Source organism: Clostridiales bacterium FE2011 (genome assembly GCA_017569305.1).
GTDB lineage: Bacteria > Bacillota > Clostridia > Christensenellales > Aristaeellaceae > Aristaeella.
Map to the genome: position 1 here is coordinate 634,176 of CP069418.1, position 21,201 is coordinate 655,376.

General features: G+C 44.9%; 26 protein-coding genes. 24 read left to right on the plus strand and 2 right to left on the minus strand.

The features are described from left to right. Positions 1 to 81: 81 nt before the first annotated feature. The 8 genes from JRC49_03020 (at position 82) to JRC49_03055 (ending at position 6,264) form a co-directional block, all read left to right on the plus strand. Entirely contained in the window at positions 82 to 456 is a 375-nt protein-coding gene (locus JRC49_03020; GenBank protein QTE71819.1) for a hypothetical protein, read from the plus strand. Positions 457 to 504: 48 nt separating this feature from the next. Next, the gene (locus tag JRC49_03025) at positions 505 to 1,161 is read left to right on the plus strand and encodes a phosphotransferase (protein QTE71820.1); all 657 of its coding nucleotides are present in this window, start codon (positions 505 to 507) and stop codon (positions 1,159 to 1,161) included. Between the two features lie 21 nt (positions 1,162 to 1,182). Further along, a complete protein-coding gene (locus JRC49_03030; GenBank protein QTE71821.1) occupies positions 1,183 to 1,935 on the plus strand; it encodes an AAC(3) family N-acetyltransferase in 753 nt (250 codons plus the stop codon). A gap of 200 nt (positions 1,936 to 2,135) precedes the next feature. Continuing rightward, positions 2,136 to 3,185 (plus strand): helix-turn-helix transcriptional regulator, encoded by a 1,050-nt coding sequence (locus JRC49_03035; protein QTE71822.1) that lies wholly within the window; start codon positions 2,136 to 2,138, stop codon positions 3,183 to 3,185. Between the two features lie 28 nt (positions 3,186 to 3,213). Beyond that, complete coding sequence (locus JRC49_03040; protein ID QTE71823.1) at positions 3,214 to 4,197, plus strand: aminoglycoside phosphotransferase family protein; 984 nt, start codon at positions 3,214 to 3,216, stop codon at positions 4,195 to 4,197. 55 nt (positions 4,198 to 4,252) lie between these two features. Next, complete coding sequence (locus JRC49_03045; GenBank protein ID QTE71824.1) at positions 4,253 to 4,636, plus strand: VOC family protein; 384 nt, start codon at positions 4,253 to 4,255, stop codon at positions 4,634 to 4,636. 145 nt (positions 4,637 to 4,781) lie between these two features. Beyond that, the gene (locus JRC49_03050; protein QTE71825.1) at positions 4,782 to 5,591 is read left to right on the plus strand and encodes a nucleotidyltransferase domain-containing protein; all 810 of its coding nucleotides are present in this window, start codon (positions 4,782 to 4,784) and stop codon (positions 5,589 to 5,591) included. A 67-nt stretch (positions 5,592 to 5,658) separates the two neighbouring features. Then, on the plus strand, positions 5,659 to 6,264 hold the full coding sequence (locus JRC49_03055) for a hypothetical protein (protein QTE71826.1): 606 nt from the start codon (positions 5,659 to 5,661) through the stop codon (positions 6,262 to 6,264). Positions 6,265 to 6,415: 151 nt separating this feature from the next. Here the strand turns inward: JRC49_03055 and JRC49_03060 are convergent, their stop codons facing one another. Beyond that, positions 6,416 to 6,625 carry a hypothetical protein gene (locus tag JRC49_03060; GenBank protein ID QTE71827.1) on the minus strand — a complete coding sequence of 70 codons (210 nt, stop codon included), beginning with the start codon at positions 6,623 to 6,625 and terminating at the stop codon, positions 6,416 to 6,418. Positions 6,626 to 6,823: 198 nt separating this feature from the next. On the opposite strand from JRC49_03060, the gene JRC49_03065 reads away from it, so the two are divergent. The 10 genes from JRC49_03065 (at position 6,824) to JRC49_03110 (ending at position 13,543) form a co-directional block, all read left to right on the plus strand. Next, on the plus strand, positions 6,824 to 7,684 hold the full coding sequence (locus tag JRC49_03065; GenBank protein ID QTE71828.1) for a LysR family transcriptional regulator: 861 nt from the start codon (positions 6,824 to 6,826) through the stop codon (positions 7,682 to 7,684). A 134-nt stretch (positions 7,685 to 7,818) separates the two neighbouring features. Then, positions 7,819 to 8,418, plus strand: a complete 600-nt coding sequence (locus tag JRC49_03070) for a YdcF family protein (GenBank protein QTE71829.1) — start codon at positions 7,819 to 7,821, stop codon at positions 8,416 to 8,418. Positions 8,419 to 8,493: 75 nt separating this feature from the next. Beyond that, the gene (locus JRC49_03075) at positions 8,494 to 9,108 is read left to right on the plus strand and encodes an HAD family hydrolase (GenBank protein ID QTE72778.1); all 615 of its coding nucleotides are present in this window, start codon (positions 8,494 to 8,496) and stop codon (positions 9,106 to 9,108) included. Positions 9,109 to 9,252: 144 nt separating this feature from the next. Further along, positions 9,253 to 9,570 carry a hypothetical protein gene (locus JRC49_03080; GenBank protein ID QTE71830.1) on the plus strand — a complete coding sequence of 106 codons (318 nt, stop codon included), beginning with the start codon at positions 9,253 to 9,255 and terminating at the stop codon, positions 9,568 to 9,570. Positions 9,571 to 9,722: 152 nt separating this feature from the next. Further along, on the plus strand, positions 9,723 to 10,778 hold the full coding sequence (locus tag JRC49_03085) for a DUF3795 domain-containing protein (GenBank protein QTE71831.1): 1,056 nt from the start codon (positions 9,723 to 9,725) through the stop codon (positions 10,776 to 10,778). Between the two features lie 86 nt (positions 10,779 to 10,864). Further along, complete coding sequence (locus JRC49_03090) at positions 10,865 to 11,065, plus strand: hypothetical protein (protein ID QTE71832.1); 201 nt, start codon at positions 10,865 to 10,867, stop codon at positions 11,063 to 11,065. Positions 11,066 to 11,154: 89 nt separating this feature from the next. Beyond that, on the plus strand, positions 11,155 to 11,694 hold the full coding sequence (locus JRC49_03095) for an NUDIX hydrolase (GenBank protein QTE71833.1): 540 nt from the start codon (positions 11,155 to 11,157) through the stop codon (positions 11,692 to 11,694). Positions 11,695 to 11,808: 114 nt separating this feature from the next. Next, entirely contained in the window at positions 11,809 to 12,132 is a 324-nt protein-coding gene (locus JRC49_03100; GenBank protein ID QTE71834.1) for an AAA family ATPase, read from the plus strand. 104 nt (positions 12,133 to 12,236) lie between these two features. After that, positions 12,237 to 12,941, plus strand: coding sequence for a radical SAM protein (locus tag JRC49_03105; protein QTE71835.1), 705 nt, complete (start codon positions 12,237 to 12,239; stop codon positions 12,939 to 12,941). A 113-nt stretch (positions 12,942 to 13,054) separates the two neighbouring features. Further along, on the plus strand, positions 13,055 to 13,543 hold the full coding sequence (locus JRC49_03110) for a GNAT family N-acetyltransferase (protein QTE71836.1): 489 nt from the start codon (positions 13,055 to 13,057) through the stop codon (positions 13,541 to 13,543). A gap of 83 nt (positions 13,544 to 13,626) precedes the next feature. On the opposite strand, the gene JRC49_03115 is transcribed toward JRC49_03110, so the two are convergent. Further along, positions 13,627 to 14,748 carry a peptidoglycan-binding protein gene (locus JRC49_03115; GenBank protein ID QTE71837.1) on the minus strand — a complete coding sequence of 374 codons (1,122 nt, stop codon included), beginning with the start codon at positions 14,746 to 14,748 and terminating at the stop codon, positions 13,627 to 13,629. 430 nt (positions 14,749 to 15,178) lie between these two features. On the opposite strand from JRC49_03115, the gene JRC49_03120 reads away from it, so the two are divergent. The 6 genes from JRC49_03120 to JRC49_03145 all read left to right on the plus strand — a co-directional run bounded on the left by JRC49_03120 (position 15,179) and on the right by JRC49_03145 (position 20,468). Further along, on the plus strand, positions 15,179 to 15,526 hold the full coding sequence (locus tag JRC49_03120) for an inorganic pyrophosphatase (protein ID QTE71838.1): 348 nt from the start codon (positions 15,179 to 15,181) through the stop codon (positions 15,524 to 15,526). Positions 15,527 to 15,578: 52 nt separating this feature from the next. Next, complete coding sequence (locus JRC49_03125) at positions 15,579 to 16,097, plus strand: GNAT family N-acetyltransferase (GenBank protein QTE72779.1); 519 nt, start codon at positions 15,579 to 15,581, stop codon at positions 16,095 to 16,097. Between the two features lie 127 nt (positions 16,098 to 16,224). After that, complete coding sequence (locus JRC49_03130) at positions 16,225 to 16,668, plus strand: GNAT family N-acetyltransferase (GenBank protein ID QTE71839.1); 444 nt, start codon at positions 16,225 to 16,227, stop codon at positions 16,666 to 16,668. A 73-nt stretch (positions 16,669 to 16,741) separates the two neighbouring features. Further along, positions 16,742 to 17,242, plus strand: coding sequence for an NUDIX domain-containing protein (locus tag JRC49_03135; protein ID QTE71840.1), 501 nt, complete (start codon positions 16,742 to 16,744; stop codon positions 17,240 to 17,242). A 45-nt stretch (positions 17,243 to 17,287) separates the two neighbouring features. Further along, the gene (locus tag JRC49_03140) at positions 17,288 to 17,698 is read left to right on the plus strand and encodes an HIT domain-containing protein (protein ID QTE71841.1); all 411 of its coding nucleotides are present in this window, start codon (positions 17,288 to 17,290) and stop codon (positions 17,696 to 17,698) included. A gap of 577 nt (positions 17,699 to 18,275) precedes the next feature. Further along, on the plus strand, positions 18,276 to 20,468 hold the full coding sequence (locus JRC49_03145) for a hypothetical protein (protein QTE71842.1): 2,193 nt from the start codon (positions 18,276 to 18,278) through the stop codon (positions 20,466 to 20,468). Positions 20,469 to 21,201 lie beyond the last annotated feature (733 nt).

Below are 21,201 nucleotides of genomic sequence, written 5' to 3' on the forward strand. Positions count from 1 at the left end.
GGGGATGCACTGTTTCGTAATGCATTTGGTTTGCGTATGACCTGAAATGAATCAATACAAAATTGAGAGGATAAATAAATCATGCATATTTACATTGGCGCACTGCAGCTTGCAGCAGTGATCATACTCAGCATTCTTCTTTTATGCGGACTTCCCCTTGGAGAACTGACTATGGGCGGGAGATATAAAGTCTGGCCCCGGAAGCTCAGGCCCGTTGCCGCAAGTCAGCTCGCGGTGCAGATATTTGCGCTTTATATCCTGCTCGCTGCGTCGGGAACCCTGCCCTGCTTTATCAGTGAAAATGTGACAAAGATCATTTGCTTTGTTTTCACTGTTTTCTTTCTTGGTAATACGGTGATGAATTTCTTTTCGACCAGCAAAAAGGAAAAGTACATCATGACTCCTATGTCCGCGGTTTCATCAATCTGTTTTCTCCTCGCGGGTCTTGGCGTCTGAAGGTATATTGTAACAATCGGCAATTGGCGTTTGGCGGTGATCTGAGGCATGAAACTGATAGCAAAAGGAAACACTGCGGAAATATACGAATACGGGAATAATCTGGTATGCAAATTGTTTTATTCCCACTATCCGGCGGAATATATTGAACATGAGTTCCGCAATGCGGCGATGGCATGGACATTAGGGATAAGAACGTCCAGGGCTCATAAGCTTGTTATGGAAGGCGATCGGCAAGGGATTGTTTATGACCGGATTCCCGGAGAAATGCTTTCTCAGAAAATGGCCGGGCAAAGCGAACCTGTATGTAATATGTGGATGGATAGATTTGTCGGATTTCATAAACAGTTATTGCAACACCGTGCAGATGAATCCATCTCTTATAAAGACTTCCTGAAAGTGTTTGCGACAGATGCGGAAACCATTGCTGAAATCAATGCTTTGGATGATGGTAATGCCTTTATTCATGGAGATTATCATCTTAACAATGTGATGGTCGATGAGCATGAAAATGTAGTGCTTATTGACATGATGAATGTATGCAGGGGCCCGGCATTGTATGACGTTGCAAGAACATACTTTTTATTGCATGATAATAGCAAAATCCAAAGTCAGTATCTGGCAAAAATGGGGTACTCTGTAAAAGGTATCAGGCCGTATCTGGATGTGATTCAATTGATCCGGAATAATGAAATGAAGAGATAATTGGGTTCAGGAGGAAGGCTCATGGATAAAACCAATTGTGTGAGCAGGCAGCAATTGAAGGATGCGCTGATCAATCTGGGAGTGAACGCCGGCATGGTGCTGGAAGTTCACAGTTCACTCAGCAGCTTCGGCCATCTGGAAGGCGGAGCAATGACCCTGATCGATACGCTGAAAGAGATCGTAACGCCCGAAGGAAGTATCTTTATGCCGGCGCTCCGGCTGAGTCCGGAATATGAGTTGACAGAAGAAGACCGTAAAATGGGCATGACAGTCAAAATCAAACTGCTTGATCCGGATGCTCCCAGAACAGCAATGGGTATCATAGCAGACACATTTCGCCAGCTGCCTGACACATATGCAGGCAGGGATACGATCAGTACTGCCGGTTGGGGAAAACATGGTGAGGAAGCAGTTCGGAGCGGTCTGAACTACCCCATCCATAATTGCGGAAAAGCGCTGCTCTTTGGTGTGGACATCTATAAGCTCACGGCCATGCACTACATGGAGGACGACACTCCCAAAGAGATTAACGATATGTTTGCTCCTACTGAAGAAATCCTGTCCCAATATCCGTCGGACAAATGGATGACGGAAGCCGGGCATCCGCCGGTGAAAGCCTGGTATACAATACAGCAAATGGCTTATGATCGGGGGCTCATTAAAGAGACTTATATCGGCCCATGCAAAGTCATGTTCTTTGATATCCTGGATGTTGTTTCAATTTACAGGGATGAACTGCTTCGTGATCCATTTGGTTTATGGGGCCTGAAATGAATCAATACAGGCTGCTTCCCTTCCCTTTTCAGATCTTGCACCCGGCAGAAATGCCGGTTTTTTTCATTTTCCGGCTGGCTTTTCACCCGCAACTCATACCAGCGGTAGAGTAACTAGTCATAAAATTATAATGCCCGTATCTTTAAAGCGCCGCGGTATCACTGTATAATATTTAGATAATACTTGAAGGGAGCCGGAAGATGGAAACCAGAATTGCGGAAAACATCCGGGCATATCGGAAGCAGCGCGGGCTGACCCAGGAGCAGCTGGCAGAGATGCTGGGAGTGTCAGCGGGGGCGGTATATAAATGGGAATCGAAATCGTCCCTGCCGGAACTGAAGCTCATCATGGAAATGGCGGATTTCTTTGACGTTTCCGTGGATATGCTGCTTGGATATCAGATGAAGGACAACCGGCTTAGTGCCACCGTGCACCGACTGCGGGAGGCAAGCAACAACCGGGATTATGAAATGCTTTCAGAGGCGGAAAAGGCGGCCCGGAAATACCCGCATTCCTTTGAGGTTGTCTTTACAGCCGCGCACGTTTACTACACCTTCGGTGCCGAGACAAAAAAGGAGCCCTGGCTTCGGCGGGCTATTGAACTGCTGCAGAAATCGAAGCTGCTGGTGTCTCAGTGCACGGATCCCAGGGTGAACGAATCCACGATCGGCGGCATGATGGCTGAGATGCATGAGATGCTGGGCGAGACGGACAAAGCGCTGGAACTGCTGAAGGCCAACAACGCCGGTGCCATCTTTAATGATTTGATCGGAATCGAGTTGCTTTCCCATGGAGGAGATCGGGAGGAAGCAAATGATTATCTGGAAGATGGGTTTCTGCGGACAATCAGCTCGCTTATCCAGGTCGTGGTCGGCTATGCAATGCTCTTTAACGCGAAGTGTGACAATGAATCTGGCATGGAAATGATGCACTGGATCATCCCTGCTTTGGAAGGTCTGAAAAAAACAAAGGAACCTGGATTCCTTGATAAGATGATCGTTGTTTTCTATTCCTTTCTGGCAATCTTTCAGTATAACTCCGGGAAGCGGAAGGAAGCGGTGGAGTCCATCAAAAAAGCAACGTCCCTTGCCCGTGCCTTTGACGCCGCGCCGAACTATGCAGCGAACATGGTTAAATACGTGCGCGATTCGGAAAGGACCAATGCCCATGATTTTTTCGGGGTAACAGCCATGGACGCCGTGAAAAAGATCCTGCAGAACGCCGATCCGGAATTACGGGATCTCTTGTAACAATAGGTTTAGTATGTGAGGAAGTGACATGATGATCATCAGCAAGACAAAGTATGAAGCTTCGGAAACCGAGATCAAAAAACTGTTTTCTTTTCATAACCTGGGAAATGTGCTTGATATAGCCGTCCTGGGAAATGGAGAATTCAATGCAGCATACAAGGTGACCTGCGATAACGGTCTTACTTGCGTGTTAAAGATCGCTCCCCCTGCGGGCGCAAAAGTTCTCAGTTATGAAAAAAACATGATGGAGTCAGAAGTCTTCTGGTATTCTCAGATGCACGAGAAGACAGACATTCTCTGCCCTGAAATCTATGCGTCTGATTTTTCAAAAAGAATCATAAAAAGCAACTGTTTTATCATGGAGATGATGCCTGGAAAGCCGTCGTGGGAGATGGGCTTCTCCGATCAGGAATATGAAGCGGTTCAAAAGCAGAAAATCAGCATGCTTACTAAAATACACAGGATTGAAAATGACGGATACGGCTATATCCAGACAGGACTTATGCCTTCATGGTATGAAGCCCTGAAAAACATGGCACTCATGCTGGTCGCTGACTGCAAAAGTCTTGGTCATGACACACCCACCGGAGAGCAGTTTATAAGATTCATCGATAAACATGAAAAGCTGCTCCGCGCAGCACCTTGCAGGATGGTAAACTTTGATCTGTGGGACAGCAATATTCTCTGCAATGAGGAAACAGGTAAAATATGCTGGATCGATCCGGAGCGTGGATTCTGGGGTGATCCGGTTGCTGATTTTGTAGCACTTGGTCCCGGGCCCAAAGCGCCCCTTTCGGCCAAGCAGAAAGAACTGGATATTTATAACGAGATGGCTCAGGATAAAATCCTTCTGACGGAGGAAACAGAAATCAGGTACGCTCTTGCGGTTTGCTATCTTGCGCTGATTGAAGAAGTGGAAAAATACGTCCGGTACGAACCGGATAATCCCACTTACATCAGAAACGCAATTGATTCAAAAGAAATGTTTGAGATGGCATTTAAGCTTCTTTGACGGATCTTGTATCAGGAAATAACGAATAAAAGACAGTCTGTGGAAGGAGACTCAGATGAGAATTGATCATGCAGCAATATTTGTTGCCGACCTGGAAAAGGCCCGGGATTTCTTTCTGAAGTATTTCAGCGGAACTTCCAATAACGGATACCATAATGAAAAAACCGGATTCCGCTCATATTTTATCTCTTTCGATGATGGTTCCAGGCTTGAAATCATGAATAAGCCCGGCATGGCGGATCCCAAAAAGGAACCGGACCGGTCGGGATATTCCCATATTGCTTTTTCTGTGGGAAGTAAAGAAAAGGTTAATGAACTGACTGCTCAGATGAAAGCCGATGGCTATGAGGTTGTCAGTGGGCCCAGGACAACAGGCGATGGCTATTATGAGTCCTGTATTGTGGCTGTCGAGGACAATCTGATTGAACTGACTGTTTAAGTTTGGGAATTGATTAGCTGTAAGCAAATCAGGACTGGTTCCCCAATTGTGGAAGTCAGAATGATAAAACAATAACACTTATGCAGAACTTATTGTGACAGGACAAACCTTTAAAGTGAATCGATTGTTGATAAATCGAGTATTTATGAAAGGAATCGAAGCAATGGGTATGGTTTTCAGCGTGCAGGACAGACAGAACGCCTTTGATTATATCCTTTCAGTTGCCAGTCAGTGCGACAAAATAGTCTCGTTGGTCCAGGTAGGATCCGGTGCAAACGGGTTTCATGACGAACGTTCGGACCTGGATTTTGTGATTGCGCTGGATTCTGGCGAATCCATGTCTGAAGTCATGGAATATATGCGCCGTGAGATCTCCACGAAATATGAACTGGCATTTTTCAAGCAGGATGAATCCAGGCATCTCCAGAATTACCTCTTATCCGATCTTCTGGAAATTGACATCGGATACGGCACGTATGAACACGCAGCGGCATGGAAACCGGCCTTCAAGGTCCTGTTTGACCATTCCGGCACTGTGGAGGAAAAAATGGTGCAGTCGCTGGAGTGGATGGATGACAGGATTTACGGTGATAAGCAGAAGAAGGATATGGAACAAGCACGTAATGTCGTCTGGTTTTTCCTGATGCATGCCGCTGTTGCGATTCGCCGCGGGAACTGTTTCCGGGCTATTGGGGAAATGGATGCAGCCAGGGCGCTGTATATTGATCTGCTGGGCGACCGTTACAGGTTGGAGAGCGGACGGAACCGCGAAATCGACAGATTGCCGGAAACTGAAAAAGCAGCGATCCGGAGTACTTATGTCACCAGGGAAAGCCCGTCGGAATTATGGAAAAGGCTTATCAACCTGACGGCATTGGTATATAAAGAACTCGAAGGATATGAAGTCCCTGTCACGCAGGAGATGCTGTATGAATATTATAAAGATCTTCAATAAATGCTGCGAAATGATGGTTGCGGCAGCACATCGACTTTGATTTTTCTGACAAAGGAGGCAACTGCAGATGAATCTGAACAAAACAGTACCGAAGATCGGGGCGGCCATTGTTGCCGTTACCGTTTTCCTTTTTGCTGTGTGCCTGATCATAAACTTTACCTTTGGCTCATACCTTGTCTGCATGTTTTTGCCGATAGGCTATATCATGATGGCTGCAGGTTTTCATCATGAAAGCACCGATGACCGGAAAGCCGTCTCCATGATCGGTATGGTGTTTTCTGCCGTCTATGCCGTGCTGATCTTCCTGGTATATTTTGCCCAGACGACCAGCGTGCATCTTGGCGGGTTAAGCGAGGACGCGCTGCGCATCCTGGACTTCAGGCGGGGCGGTCTGCTTTTCAATTATGATCTTCTGGGGTATGGCATGATGGCCCTCTCCACTTTCTTTATCGGATTGTCATTCCAGGCAGGCAGCAAGGAAGAAAAATGGCTCAAATACCTGATGATGATCCATGGGATCTTCTTTATCGGCTGCTTTCTCATGCCGATGACAGGTGTGATCACCGGCATGGCAAACGGAGAAACCAGCAATGGCGGAGTGATTGCCCTGGTATGCTGGTGCGCTTATTTTCTCCCCATCGGGGTTCTGGCATACAGGCACTTCGGCAAATAATTACGGAAATTCTGACTGGAGGCAGGGATCACTTCCCTGTCTCTTTTTATAACGCCAGGTGCATGAAGCCCTAGGGCATCTGCAATTGATTGAAATGAAAAAAAGCCGGGAAACATCCCGGTCTTTTTCTGATGAATGATGATAAATACCGTCAGGCATTCTGATCGTTGCGGCTTGTCCGGAAGAAGGCACCGACAGCCAGGATTAGTCCCAATACGCAGACAGTGGCGATATGGCCGGGCCTGTTGAAGATCTGCGTAAAAGCAGCAAAGCTGAAGCGGGCAGCAAGCAGATCGAGCAGACCAATCAGAGCAGCGATACCGAAGAAATTTATAACAGCAATTTCAAGATTCTTTTTCATATTTATTTCCTCCTCATCTATGCGAATCTCTATTGAAAAGCGGCGATATTGGGGGTGTTGACCGCAGGGCCGGCGGATCACGCTTCCCTATCGCGCTCTTCGATAGCATTATAACGAAGAGTGATATATCTGTAAAATATTGTTTTTGGTTCTTATCCATAGTATATTTATATGGATGAATTCAGGAGGTACAATAAAATGGAGATCCGGCAGCTGCGTATGTTCCGGGAAGTGGTTGATGCGGGAAGTATCAGCGAAGCGGCAAGGCGAATGAATCTGTCCCAGCCGCCTTTGAGTTACCATATGAAAATGCTGGAACAGGAGCTCGGTGTAACACTTTTTCTTCGGGGAAAGAAGAATATCGAACTGACGTCCGCCGGACAGCTGTTATATGAGCGGGCCCAAACCTTACTGTCACTGGAACGGGCTGTCTCCAGGGAAGTTTCAAAAGAAGGGACGAAAAAAACGCTGCGCATCGGCGTGACGCCTTCGACATCCATTCTCCTGAATCCCGTTCTGACAAGGCTTCATCAGGCGGATGAAAACCTGGTTTTTGAAATATCGGACGCCACTTCATTCAGGCTGCGGGAAAGACTGGAGAAAGGAATGCTGGACTGTGCGATTCTGCGAAGTCCGCTCCGGCTGGACGGATTGGTAGTTCACCCGCTCCGTAAGGAATCCTTTATTGCGGTCGGCAACATCGACAGTTTTTGTATTAAGAAGAGGATCACACTCAGGGAATTAGCGGATTATCCCCTGATCATCTACCGGCGGTATGAAGCCTTTCTTCACAACACTTTCAACAATCAGGGCATATTGCCTTCCATCCAGGCCGTTTGTGACGATGCCAGAACAGCGTTGTCTATGGCGCAGTCCGGAATCGGTCTTGCGCTTCTTCCCCATTCCATGGTCCAGGTTATCCGGGATATATGGTACCGGACAGTTGCTGAAAGCACTCTGGAAACAGAGATCCTGTTTGTTTGCCGCAAGCAGTCACAATCCAATCCTTTGATAGGTCAGCTGCTTAATCTGCTGGTGGAAACCATACAGGATTCATAACTCCGCCCGCATAGTCTCCCCGCTTCTGTTTGACTGGAAGCATATGCTTTGTTATGATTGCTTCATACGTGTAAAGGCAAACTCACTATCGTTTTATCAGTTGAAGCAAATCAGGATTTGTCGAAAGGAATAATATGCAGAGTCGAATCATATCGGATATTTCCAACTACATATTTGTTGATGATGAATTACAAAAAGTTGACGCCATCTTTCTTCCCGGAGGCTCACACCCTGAGCAGCCGGAATATGCTGCGTTGCTTTATCGGGAAGGCTATGCTAAATGGATAATCCCTTCCGGTGGAGTCAGTGTTAAACGGGACAAATGGCCCGGCGTTCGTTCAAAAGCAGAGATCTACGACGGCGACTATCATTCTGATTGCGAGTTCTTCACAGATGTTTTACTCGAAAATGGAGTGCCGGCTTCTGCTGTCATCGGTGAGAACAAATCCGGACACACACGCGATAATGCCTTCCTCTCCCGGGTAGTCATTGATGAGAAAGGCCTGGAAGTCAAAACCGCCATGATTGTTTGCAAGGCATTTCACGCACGACGTTGCTTAATGCTCTATCAAATGGCTTTCCCTGACGTATCCTTTATCGTGCGGCCGGTTCACTGCTATAATATTACTAAGGACAATTGGTATACCACCGAGGAAGGAATAGATCGTGTTCTTGGAGAACTTACCCGCTGTGGAAATCAGTTCGTTGTGGATATAAAGAATTATCTGAAATGACAAATCCCATTTGCCGGAGAAGCGGTCATGTTCACACAGCTGCAGGCAGAAAAAACAAGATCGGTGGAGGAGTACATGGACGGCGTCAAATGGCTGTTTTTTGATATTGGCTCCACTTTGGTAGACGAAACCAAAGTATATGATGACATCTTTCAAAAAATAGCTGTAGCAGGTGGTGTGTCTGTAGAAGAAGTCAAAACACGGGCGATCGGGTTTTACAAGCAGAACAAAAGAGGCCACAGGGAGGTGATCCGTCTTCTCGGCGTAGATTATCCCGAATGGTCTCCCCTGTATGAGGAATTGTATCCTGACACCATGGAGTGCCTCCGTATTCTAAAGAAAAAGTATAAGCTAGGAATCATCGCAAATCAGATCCCCGGAGCGGAAAAAAGGCTGGAAGAAATGGGGATTCGCCGGTATTTTGATGTGATTGTCTCATCGGCTGAGGAAGGTGTCGCAAAACCGGATCCCCGGATCTTCAACATCGCCTTGATCAGGGCCGGCTGCACGCCGGAACAGGCCGTCATGATCGGAGACCGTATTGACAATGATATTGTCCCGGCAAAGCAGATGGGAATGAAAACGGTCTGGATCAGGCAAGGAGTCGGAAGGTACTGGAATATTCAGGGAGATAGTGAGACCCCCGGATATGAAGTGAACAGCTTGTCAGAGTTGCTGTCCATATTCTGAAGAGTTTTGGGCAAATGCCTGCTTGTCTGGACATCTATTGGAGGGAAATCTCGGAAGATTATTGATCATGTTAACTCTATTGGAGAATCAATAATGAAAAGCATCCTTAGTCTGATCACAGGCAGAAAGAATGATACAGAAGTTATGACATACACAAAAAAGATTGTTTGTAACAGCTGCAAATCAGAGTATGTAATCCCGATCAGCGCCAATTTCATGTACTTTTGTCCCAAATGCAGGGACTTCATCGGATTTGAGTGTGAATATGGTTTTGCGGCCATTACCCCATGTGAGATTTATCTGGGGGAAAAACAGATCGGACGGCTTCTTGGTGGAGGCGGTTATCCTTATCGTCTCGAAAGCCACTCATTCCATATAAAAACAACGCTTACCAAAGGATACGAGAAATGCGCTGTGTATGAGGAAGCAAAAGAGATCATCAAAGAGAAACTACAGAAATAATAGTGATATTTCTATGATTATCCCAGCCTTATCATTGCGCTGTAGTCTTTGATAGTCCTGACCATGAAGAACGATTTACCTGGAATACTGGATCTCTATCAGTTTGAGTATCTGCCGTATAACAGAATCATTATGAAACGGAGAGGTATCAGATGAATAAGGACTGGGCTGAAAAGAACAAAAGAATGCAGTCTTTGATCGGAAAAGAAGCAAGTTTCCGGGAAGGACTGGACGTCCTGTTTGAATTAAGAGATGAACTGTTCGGGCAGATCTCATCCATTGTGAAGACATTTCCGGCGGAAGCGTTTTACCAGATGCCGTTTGCCGGGGCTGAAGGATATCACAGCAAGACTCTGGCTTATTCCATGTGGCACATCTTCCGGATCGAGGATATTGTCGCCCATACATTGATCGCTCAGGATGACCAGGTCCTGTTTACAGACGGCTGGCTGAAAAAAACAAAGAGTCCGCTCATTACTACCGGCAATGAACTGAAAGGCGCGGAAATTGCGCACTTTTCAGAGCAGCTTGATGTGAAAGCGGTATTTGAATACTGCAGGGCTGTTATGGAATCGACAAATGGATTGCTGGGAAAACTGGAATACAAGGATCTGAAGCGGAAGTTCTCCGATGCGGATCGGGAAAGGCTGATCGGCAGCCGTTGTGTCAGCAATGACGAGGATGCCTTCTGGCTGATCGATTACTGGTGCGGCAAAGATATTCGCGGGTTGATTCAGATGCCCTTCAGCCGACACTGGATCATGCATATTGAGGCAATGTGCCGCATCAAAAACAAGCTGTGCCAGAAGGCCAGAAAGGGTGTGGATCCCATTGCGTACTGCGGCCTGTCCTGCAATCACTGTTTTCTGAAGGACTGGTGCGGAGGATGCAGGACGGCATATAATACCTGCTCCTACGCGACCTGTTCTCCTGACGGCGTATGCCCAAACACTGCCTGCTGCAGGGAGAAAGGCCTGGACGGATGCTGGGGATGTGAGGAACTGTCCGGCTGCCGGAAGGGATTCTATGCGGAGAAAGATATAAACGCCATAAAAGCCATGGCTTTGTTTATCCGGAAGCATGGCAAAACAGAACTGGCTGCGGTTCTTGACAGGCTGCACCAGCAAAACGATTTCCAAAAGATTCAGGAGGTCCTTGGAGAAAACCTGGAACAGGGTTTGGAAATACTGGAACAAAACAGGAAATGACGCAGGACACAGGGAACGGTTCTCTGTCTCCTTTTGATGAGATTTCTGAGGAACCATTTTGACTTTATTGATTATGGAGAGACTATATGGGAAAAGTATATTTGATATGCGGAAAAATATGCAGTGGTAAATCATACTATGCAAAATCACTTAAAGAGAAATACAATGCGGTCATTCTATCTACAGATGAGGTTACTTATGATTTGATTAATAATGAGCAAGGAGAATTTTATAAAAGAGGGGACCGTTCGCCAAGGAAAAATGGTTTCTGTTTATTGCGATTATAATATTTATGGCTTGCTCAGAGAGGATTATGCGGGCTTGCAAGGTATAAACGGTTAAATAATTCAATTTTGACGTGAGGAAAGAAACGGATATGGAATGGGAAAATCTGGAAAGCCAATATTTAGTTGATAATGAATTCTTAAAAGTCAGACAAGATAAAGTAAAGCTTCCTACCGGAGATATTATCGATGATTTTTTTGTAATAGAAAGAAAAAATGTATCGTTGATAGTGGCAATAGATGAGGAAAAAAGAATAATTATCAAAGATGAGTATAGATATCCAATAGACAAGCACCTTATTGAATTACCTGGTGGTACGTTTGATTTAGGAGAGAAAGATCCATTAGCAGTAGCTAAGAGAGAATTACTGGAAGAAACAGGATATTCTGCAGATGAATGGGAATTGTTGTTTACCAACTATGATTACCCTACTAAAGATGTTAATCAGGTAAATATCTATTTGGCAAAAAATATAAAGCGAGTATCTGAGCAGCAGTTAGATCTGGGTGAGGATATAAAATTCAGCTTTGTTCCTCTAGAGAAGGCAGTTTCTATGTGTATGGATAATACCATCTGTGTAAATGGAACAGTTGCAGCAATCTTAAAAACTGCGAGGATTTATGGTGTATAACATGACAATATTTTGTGATACAAGTTGCCACCAGTTGTGTACAGTAGTCCTGAGCTTTCTACCGTACACAACAGGTAAACAGCAAAATGATATAGTAATATATTTGCTCAGCGTGTGAATAATTATCTGAAAAAGAAAGCTGTGGAAATTTGTAAAGCAGGTGCTAATGTAATATTGGATTGGGGATTCTGGACAAAAGAAAACAGGGCTGATATTTCAGCATACTTAAAATCATATGATATAAGCTATGAATGGCATTATATTGATATCGATGATGATACCTGGAATCGAAATATAGAAGAGCGCAATAAAAGAATCGAAGAAGGAAATGGCGGTTCAGACTTTTATATGGATGAAGGTTTGCTGAATAAGCTGCTTTCAATGTTTGAAACACCTGATAAAGCCGAGATAGATGTATGGTATGAATTGAATCGCTGAATTCCTGTTTTATGGATTAAAATAGCCAAATCGATATTTGGGGAGTAAAACGCATAATGAATCCATATATAAAGAACCTGGAAAAAATCGAATTTGTTGTGACAATGGCGTGCACAGGAAAATGCAGGCACTGCTCGGAAGGCAATCATGACGGCTTTACGGAACATATCGACAAAACGGTCGCTGCAGAAGCCGTACGAAAGATCTGTTCGTCTTACGAGATTTCGACGGTGATGACGTTTGGCGGAGAACCGTTGCTTTATCCCGATACAGTCTGCGCAATCCACAAAACCGCAGCAAGTCTGGGAGTCGCTAAAAGGCAGGTTATCACAAACGGTTTTTTCTCAAAGAATAAAGACAAGATCAAAACTGTTGCGTTGAGTTTAGCTGACAGCGGAGTCAATGCTCTGCTGTTGTCCGTTGACGCGTTTCATCAGGAAACCATTCCTCTCGATACGGTTATGTTTTTTGCCGAATGCGCCGTTGATTCCGGTATTCCGATCAAGCTCCAGCCCGCGTGGTTGGTAAGCCCCGGAGATCAAAATCCCTACAATGAAAAAACAAAAGAAATCATCCAGGCATTCAACCCTCTGCATATCCCGCTGAATCAGGGGAATGTGATCTTTCCGTCAGGGAACGCGCTCAAATATCTTCGGGAATACTTTGATGATAACGCCGCGCCTGTTTCTCCCTATGAGGAAGATCCGAAGAATATCAAAACAATATCCTTCGACGCAAACGGTGATGTCCTGAACGGAAACGTTTATGAAACAGATATTCTTGAAATCATCAGAACATACCGTCCATAAACCATTGCCAGGAACCCTGCAAATTCCTGCTTGCACGAATATATGTTGGAGAGATAACTTAAAAGATTACTGCAAAAGAACCGTTTTCCTATTGAACGGTTCAAACAGAAGATATGATGAACGTAGAATTTATCCCGGCAAAAGCCAGTGATGCGGCAGCCATCAGTACGCTTCGGCAGAGGATTTGGGATACGACGTATCGGGGCATTTATCCGGATGCGGTCATTGATGATTTCGACTATGACTGGCATCAACAGCGCGATCTGAAAAAGATTTCAAATCCATCCTTCACGGTATATCTGATTAAATACGGTGACGCTGATATCGGATATTTCATTTTTCAGCATGCTGGCTCCGGGATATGGCTGCGTTCCCTGTATGTGCTGCGAGAGTATCAACACAAAGGGATTGGAAAACAGGCCTTCGCCATTTTGAAGGATTACTGTCAGGAAAAAGGGATCAACCGTTTTGCCTGCGACTGTAGTCCTCACAATGAGAATGCCATGCAGTTCTATCAGCGAATGGGCGGCGTGGTAACAAAAACCGACACCGGGCACGAAAACAAGCAGGAAGACGGTGTCATATTTGAGTTTAATTTATAGGAGACAGGGGACGTTATTTTTCTTCTTCCCGCCAATAAAACCGGGCCCGCTGCTGTGCGCAGCGGGCCCGAAAGTATTCCAGGCTATTGTCCATTATAACAGAAGTAATCGATCCGGAGGGTTGGTGCAACCCGGACGCGGATCATGAATGCCTCACTGAATGTGTAATAAATATCCTCGTTATCGTTCGAAACGGAGATCTGGCTCACTTTCAGCTTGCTGACCTTCTTAACCAAAGATGAATAGCCGTACCGTTTCAGGAAACGCTTGATTTCTTCTTTCGCCTTGTTCATGAGATCATTGTTCACATCCCCGGCAACAGGATCGTCTATATGCGTCAGCTTCTTTCCGCCGAAATCCTCGGTGTCCATCAGGACAAGCTTTCCATTAGGATCCAGATGAACGGCATACGTACAGTCGTATACACTGGTTTCCTTGGATTTGTAGAAACTCAGCGAGTAATAATCGAACGGGAGCGCACTGCCTCCCTTCGGAGCAAAGGAATGTTCAATATAGTTCAGTCCGTCAGTGCTGTGACCTTCCGCATTCAGAATCTGCCGGGCTTTATTCTCCTTGGGAGTCCAGTCGATTCCCTCCCTCTCATCGTATACCTGGATCTGGGCAGCCGTCATTTCCTTAGGGGAATTTTTTCTTTTATACACCAAATCCAGTACCGACCGGGTTTTCTTTCCGGCCAGGCCGTCTTCGGTCAGGCCGTTTTTGCGCTGGAAGTCCTTAACAGCTTTTTCGGTTTTATTGCCAAATTTACCGTCAGCCTTTCCTTCGAGATAGCCTAGATCAATCAGCTCCTGCTGCATTGCACGAACCTCTTCTCCGCTGCATCCGTTATAGAGGGTCCCCTCGTTGTATGCCGAAGGTTTGGCAGCATTCCCTGTTGCAGCTTTACTGCTGCCGTTCCGTGCCGATTCCAGCAGTGAACGGGTGTCTTTTCCAGCCAGGCCATCGGGTGTCAAACCATTTTTGCGTTGGAATGCTCGAACAGCTTCTTCGGTTTTATCGCCATATTTGCCGTCAGCCTTTCCTTCGAGATAGCCCAGATCAATCAGCGCCTGCTGCATTACCCGGACTTCTTCCCCGCTGCATCCATTATAGAGGGTTGTCCCTTCATAAGCCAGGGCCGGCACAGTCATGGATATACATAAAGAAAGGATCAAAAGGAAACGAAGCATCTTGTTTCTGAACATAAAACTATTGGTCATACTGTCTTCCTCCCGTCAGCCTGTCAGCTGCTGCACCCCCATTGATTTATCCGGATAATGTCTCAAGCATATATATGTGGCTTCCAGCTTGTGAAAACGCCGTGTGTTTTATAGAACAATCCCGTTATTTGCCGTTCTGATTATAACATTATGTTGCAAATTTGTATAGTATTTGTTGCAAAATTTAACATTTCACAATTGATCTATCCCTTTCAGTGTATAGCAGAAGCAAAGGAGGCAGGGAAAATCCATTCTGGCTTTGACATATTCGGCCTTGTATTTCCATGGAAAAAACTTCCCTCGCCTGCTTCAGTTTGACTGGAAACACATGCTTTGGTATGATCGTTTTCAGCGTATACATTACCTTTCGATATTATCGTCTGTGGCAAATCTGAATCTGGCGGAGGAAAATAAAATGAATGATTATAATGAGGATTTCTGGAATGCACTGGATGAGCTGGTGAACACTTCCGAAATTGTCATCGACAGACCAAAAGGATCTGCCCATCCAAGATTCCCGGATTTCATATATCGGGTTGACTATGGTTATCTGAAAAACACTTCCTCTATGGACGGAGCAGGAATTGACGTATGGGTCGGCAGCGGCAAGAAAACAGTCGATGCCGTCATGTGCATTGTCGATTTGATGAAGCGGGACTCTGAGATCAAGATACTGATTGGCTGTACAGAAGAGGAAAAGATGGAAGTATATAAAACGCATAATGAAACGCAGTATATGAAAGGCGTTTTGATACGTCGATAAATTCCTGTTTGTCGGATCATATGTTGGAGGAACAACTTAAAAGAGTATGATGATTGAAACTAAGCATCTGATATTACGAAACTGGCAGGAAAGTGATGCCCCGGCGCTATATCAATTATGCCGGGATGAAACACTTCGCAAAAGCGGTGTGGCATTTCTCGAATCCATTCAGGATGCCGAGGAAGCTATACAATTCTGGGCTAAGGGCGATCAATTCAAGGCGATTATTCACCGCGAAAGCACTGAATTGATCGGTTTCATCAGTCTGGGAGACATGAACCGGTACGAGGGCTATGTGGAGTTGGAATACGCAATCGCGGCAGATTATCGTAACAGAGGATTTGCCACAGAAGCAGTAAAGCGCATGGTCGATTATGGATTTTCTGAACTGGGCCTGGCGGTGATTGCGGCCTGGGTCCGTTCCCATAATGCTGAAAGTACCCGGGTATTGGAGAAATGTGCCTTCACATTAGAGGGCAGGCTTCGAAAGCACGCAAGAGATCAGAGCGATACGTTGTGTTATTCTATATTGAGGGAAGAATGGGAGAGTATGACCATTTCTGGCGTGTAATGGAACATTAACTTTTGATTTTCTTAACTATGAGAGGCATAATGATTTGGAAATAAAGCTTATTGACAGTAATAACTTCACCCGGGACTCGCTGAAAGACTTTCGGCGGTATCAGGAAGTAAAAAATGTGTATCGCCTGCAGAACGGGAAGCTGACACTGGTTTACAATCCCTTCACTGAGGATTGGGATGCCGCGCGTCTTATCGAAAAAGCTGAAGAGATTCTCAGCGGGCGGTACGTGACATATTGCGCTTATGAAGGAAATCACGTAATTGGCGAAATCATGCTGATTCCCAGGCTGAACAAAGGCCGGCTTATTATTGACAGCTTCCATGTTTCCAGGGATTACCGCCATCGTGGAATCGGCAGAGCCTTGTTTGAAGCCGCCAGACAGGAAGCCCTGAAGATGGGAGCTCATGCTTTGTATGCATCCTGCTGCTCTTCTGAAGAAACAATAAACTTCTACACCGCCATGGGGTTCCGCCTCAGTTCTGACCCTATTCCTTCCCTTGCTGAGGCAGAGCCTTATGATCTGCAGATGGAATGTATGATTGTCCGGGAAATGCAATAAACTGACGTGATTCCAGCCTGCCGGGAAGATGATAAGGCGGAAAAACAAAAAATATCTTTGAATATTACGTGTTATGGAGGAAAACATGACGGTTGACGAATACATCGATTATTATAAAAAGAATGGTTATATCAAGGAGATGCGCAAATTTGTGGGGCATGCGCCGATCATGAGCTGTGCATGTGGCGTAATCATCGAGAATAACGATGGGGAGATATTGCTGCAAAAACGCCGGGACAATGGTCGCTGGGCAATCATAGGCGGATCCATGGAAATGGGAGAGACTTTTGAAGAAGCGGTTAAACGTGAGGCTAAAGAAGAATCTGGACTGTCATTGGGAAAGCTGGAAGTGTTTAAGCTTCTCTCAGGTCGAAAGCGTATTATCGAATATCCCAATGGAGATGTTACTTTTGGACCGGGCATCGTATTTATCACAAAGGAGTTCGAAGGCAAAATTGTGAATGACCCCGAAGAGGTCATGGAACACAGATTCTTTAAACACACAGAACTGCCCGGTGAGCTTAATGGCTACGATTCTGATATCATACTCGAATGGGCTGCGGGAAAAGCTTAATCATTTAACTCGGAAGATAATCTTCCTATAGGTGGAAAGGAAAATATGGAAGACTGTGTATTTTGCAAAATAGGTTCCGGTGAGATACAAGGGCTCAGAATCTGTGAAGATGATGAGGCTCTCGCGTTCATGGACATCTCGAAGGATTATGACGGACATATTCTTGTTATACCCAAGAAGCACTATCGATACGTGACAGATTGTCCCGAAGCTGTGGCTTGCAAGGTTTGGTCCATGGTACAGAAGATCAGTAAACATCTGATTGAAGACTGCGGTTACGACGGAGCCGACATCATGTCGGCCAACAGTCCCGTTAGCCAGTCTCTCCCTCATTTTCATGTTCACATAATCCCGAGAAAAATCGGGGATCGACTGGGAAACCCTGGAGAATGGCCTAAGCCGGAAGGGGCTGAGGAAGATTTGCGCGTTATGCACGAAAGGCTGAAAATGATCTGATATATTCAAGGATGACGGGAAAGAAAAGCGTTTTCTTCCCTGTTCATTTCCCTGGAGGATACAGGGGACGGTTCTCGGTCTCCTTGTTATATGTGAAACATAGTCAAAATGCCTGTCCATTGGGACAGGCATTCTTTGGCGGAGCGGGCAAACGAAGGAAGCGTCTTCCCAGCGGGGGCGAAGAACCGATGACCGCCAGTGGCAGAAATCTCATCGATTCTGAGGTCATCTGAAAAGGAACAATCTCCCCAGTGGGGAGTTGCGACTATTGAAGATGCGGATAATCGCTGTAGGCGAAAGCGACCTAAGTTTGTTAGCGCGAAACAAGTACAGACGCCGCTCCAAGGCGGCTGTATGTAGATTGAGCGAACGGGTGGATCCCACCCAGCTCCGCGCGTAATTGGAAAAGCACCTGCAATAATGCAGGTGCCCAATTCGCGCGGGGCGTATCGATTCAAATCCGAACCCAAGTTCATTTTTGTCAAAGGTATATTTGGTTGCATACTCCCGCGAAGCATTATAAAATAACATGTAGTTACAATTACATTAAACATATTTGATTTAATGCGAGGGCTGCATGGAAAAAAAACTTTATTACCCAGGCACTGAATATACCATTGGTTTTGATTGTCCTATTGGATTCTACATGTATTGTGCAGATATGGAATCGCCAGATCATAACAATGTAGACTTCCAAGTATATAATGTCAAATCCAATCAATGGATACCAGTCTCTTTTTCTTCTTGGGGCATAGTCTATCTTGATGAATCAATTGCAAAGTTTTACATAACCGATGGTCAAGCCATCTTTCTTGGCAAGGCATTTGATCTTTTCCATCATTTGGAGAAAACACATTATTTTATAAATGACCTATGTGAAATCAAATTGGTTTCAGCAATTAATGAACCAGCCTTTTTCAATGGGAATATAAAATTTTATGTTCACAAGCAGTGGTTCTTCACCGTTAATGGTTGTCCTATTTGGGCTGGTGTTATTGAGCGATACAGTGCTTATAGGATGTTCTTCTCAACATACACCTTAGAATTCTCTTCCAGAAATAGCAAAGATGATGTTATTTATACACACACCATTCCCGCACGCAACAAATATGATCTTTACGCACATGATATCCATTATATTGACGCCACAAGTGCAAAATTAACAGAACTGGAAAACATAACCTGCGATAAAAAATGGACACAAATCGCCATCGCTGAAGTGCCGGAATTAACACATGACAATATTGAACTCATAACCATAGCAAATATATCACCATATCGATCTTTTGTTGCAAACAAAGGCGAAGAAAGTTTGGCTGAATCCAACTCTCCAATAATACAGAGATTATGGAAATGTCTTGATCAGATACGTTCCTTTGGTATAGACATAGACTTAAACACAATTGTTCGAAAAGCAGACGATGAATCCGCTGATTATTTGTTATACTCTGTTTCCCTTCTGGAAAACATAGTACAGTATGCATCTTCATTCCCTAGCAAAAAAAATGATACTGAAAAACTCTTTACTTTCCATATTGGAGCATCATATGACAAGACATATTATTGTGGTGCCAAGTTAGCCCAATGTGCAAAAAGTGTTTCCTTGGACGAAGAGCGTCCAGTATACTATGTTACTTTTTCTGGCGATCAAGTAGATAATATGATTATGATGTACAGCCTTTTTGCTCACAATGATGAGGAAAGACCATACATGAAAAAAATTGCAGAATACCTATCTAGTCAGGATCGCATCTTCTATATTTTTTATATGCTGCAAATCAACATTTCCAGGCATGTAACAACCGATTCACAGAAATTTGTTTTACGTGGATACGTTCTAACACCAATATTTAATGCCATAAAGAAACAATGGAAAAGCAGAACAGATAAACTATATCAGCAGATGAAAAAAGAGGATCGTATTCCAACAAAATGGGTCAATGAGTACAGACTATATCGAATGATTCAACAAAGAGTCTCCAATGCAATATATCAATACCGTGCTGATTGGCTAAACGCACAAAGTCTGGATATATATCTTCCCACCAGAAAGATTGGAATTGAATATCAAGGTGAACAACACTATAAAAGCATTGATTTCTTTGGTGGAGAAGATGATTATAAATATCGTATGGAGCTGGATAGAATTAAAAAAGCTAAAGCTGCAGAACAAGGGATAACAATTCTTTATTGGTCCTATGAAACACTCATTAATGAGAATTCAGTCGATGCTTTCATCAAAGAACATGGAATACGTCCTTACCGGGATAAGGAAGATATTGCCATGAAGTCACCTGCTCCTAATGGTGTAGACATGGCTCCTATATTAAATCTACCATCACATGAAACTGAACATAGAACATCAAAGATCGTAATCCGGAAATATAGTGTCTCTGGTGAATACTTGACACAGTATAATAATGTATCAGACGCTTCCGTTCAAAATTCCATATCTGTATCCAGTATATGGAAATGTATCAATGGTCAACGTAATGTGGCTGGTGGTTATATCTGGAGACGAGAGAATCGTCAAGATTCACCCATGCAAATTGCTCCCGTTACATCAATAAAATCAGCATCAGATTTCCAACCCAAATCTATTGATCAATATGATACAAACGGAAATTATATACAGACATTTTCATCTATACGTTCAGCCGGTCGATCATTGCAAATCAATGTCAAAAGCATATCAGATGCACTCAAAGGCAAGCAAAAAACAGCTGGTGGCTTTCTCTGGAAATATAGTCAACAAAAGTATACAACATGAAATAATTCATATTACCCGATTTCACGTTTGTCCTGGAAAACCGATCGTCTTTTTCGGTCGGTTTTTTTCTATTCTCACAAATTAATCGCGCGTGCGCACGCGCGAGATCTTTTTTGTGACATATCAGATGAATGAAACTAATAAAAAAAACAAATTTTTTAGTGAATCCGTGCGTCGCAAGCGCCCGCAAAGGGTTTTCCTCCCGGTCACAGTACCTTCGGTACTGTGACCGGACCGGGAACGGTTCGCCGCTTTAAACCGCGAAAGCTGTTGCAAAGCAACTGCTTTCGTGGTTTAACTCCACGTAACGCATTGCGAGGCCAGCCCCATAGGGGCTGATTTTCCGGCTGTCTCCAAACCGCCAGCCCCAAAGGGGCTGAAGATCCTGCTCCCAGGCAGAGGCCAGCCCCAAAGGGGCTGAAGTCCTGGCAACCGACAGACCGCCAACCCCAAAGGGGTTGACCCCATGCTACACGTTGCGAGGCCAGCCCCATAGGGGCTGATGCCCTGACTTCCGACCAATCGCCAACCCCATAGGGGTTGACCTCATGCATTACGTTGCGAAGCCAGCCCCAAAGGGGCTGAATCCGCAAAGCACCCTTTGACCGATAAACCCTTCGGGTTTATATCATTTCGCCAAACAGCCTGCTCCGACAGATCAGCAACCCCTTCGGGGTTGAGCTCCATGCTGCTCAAACCCACTACCAGCCCCTAAAGGGGCTGAGTTGCCTGG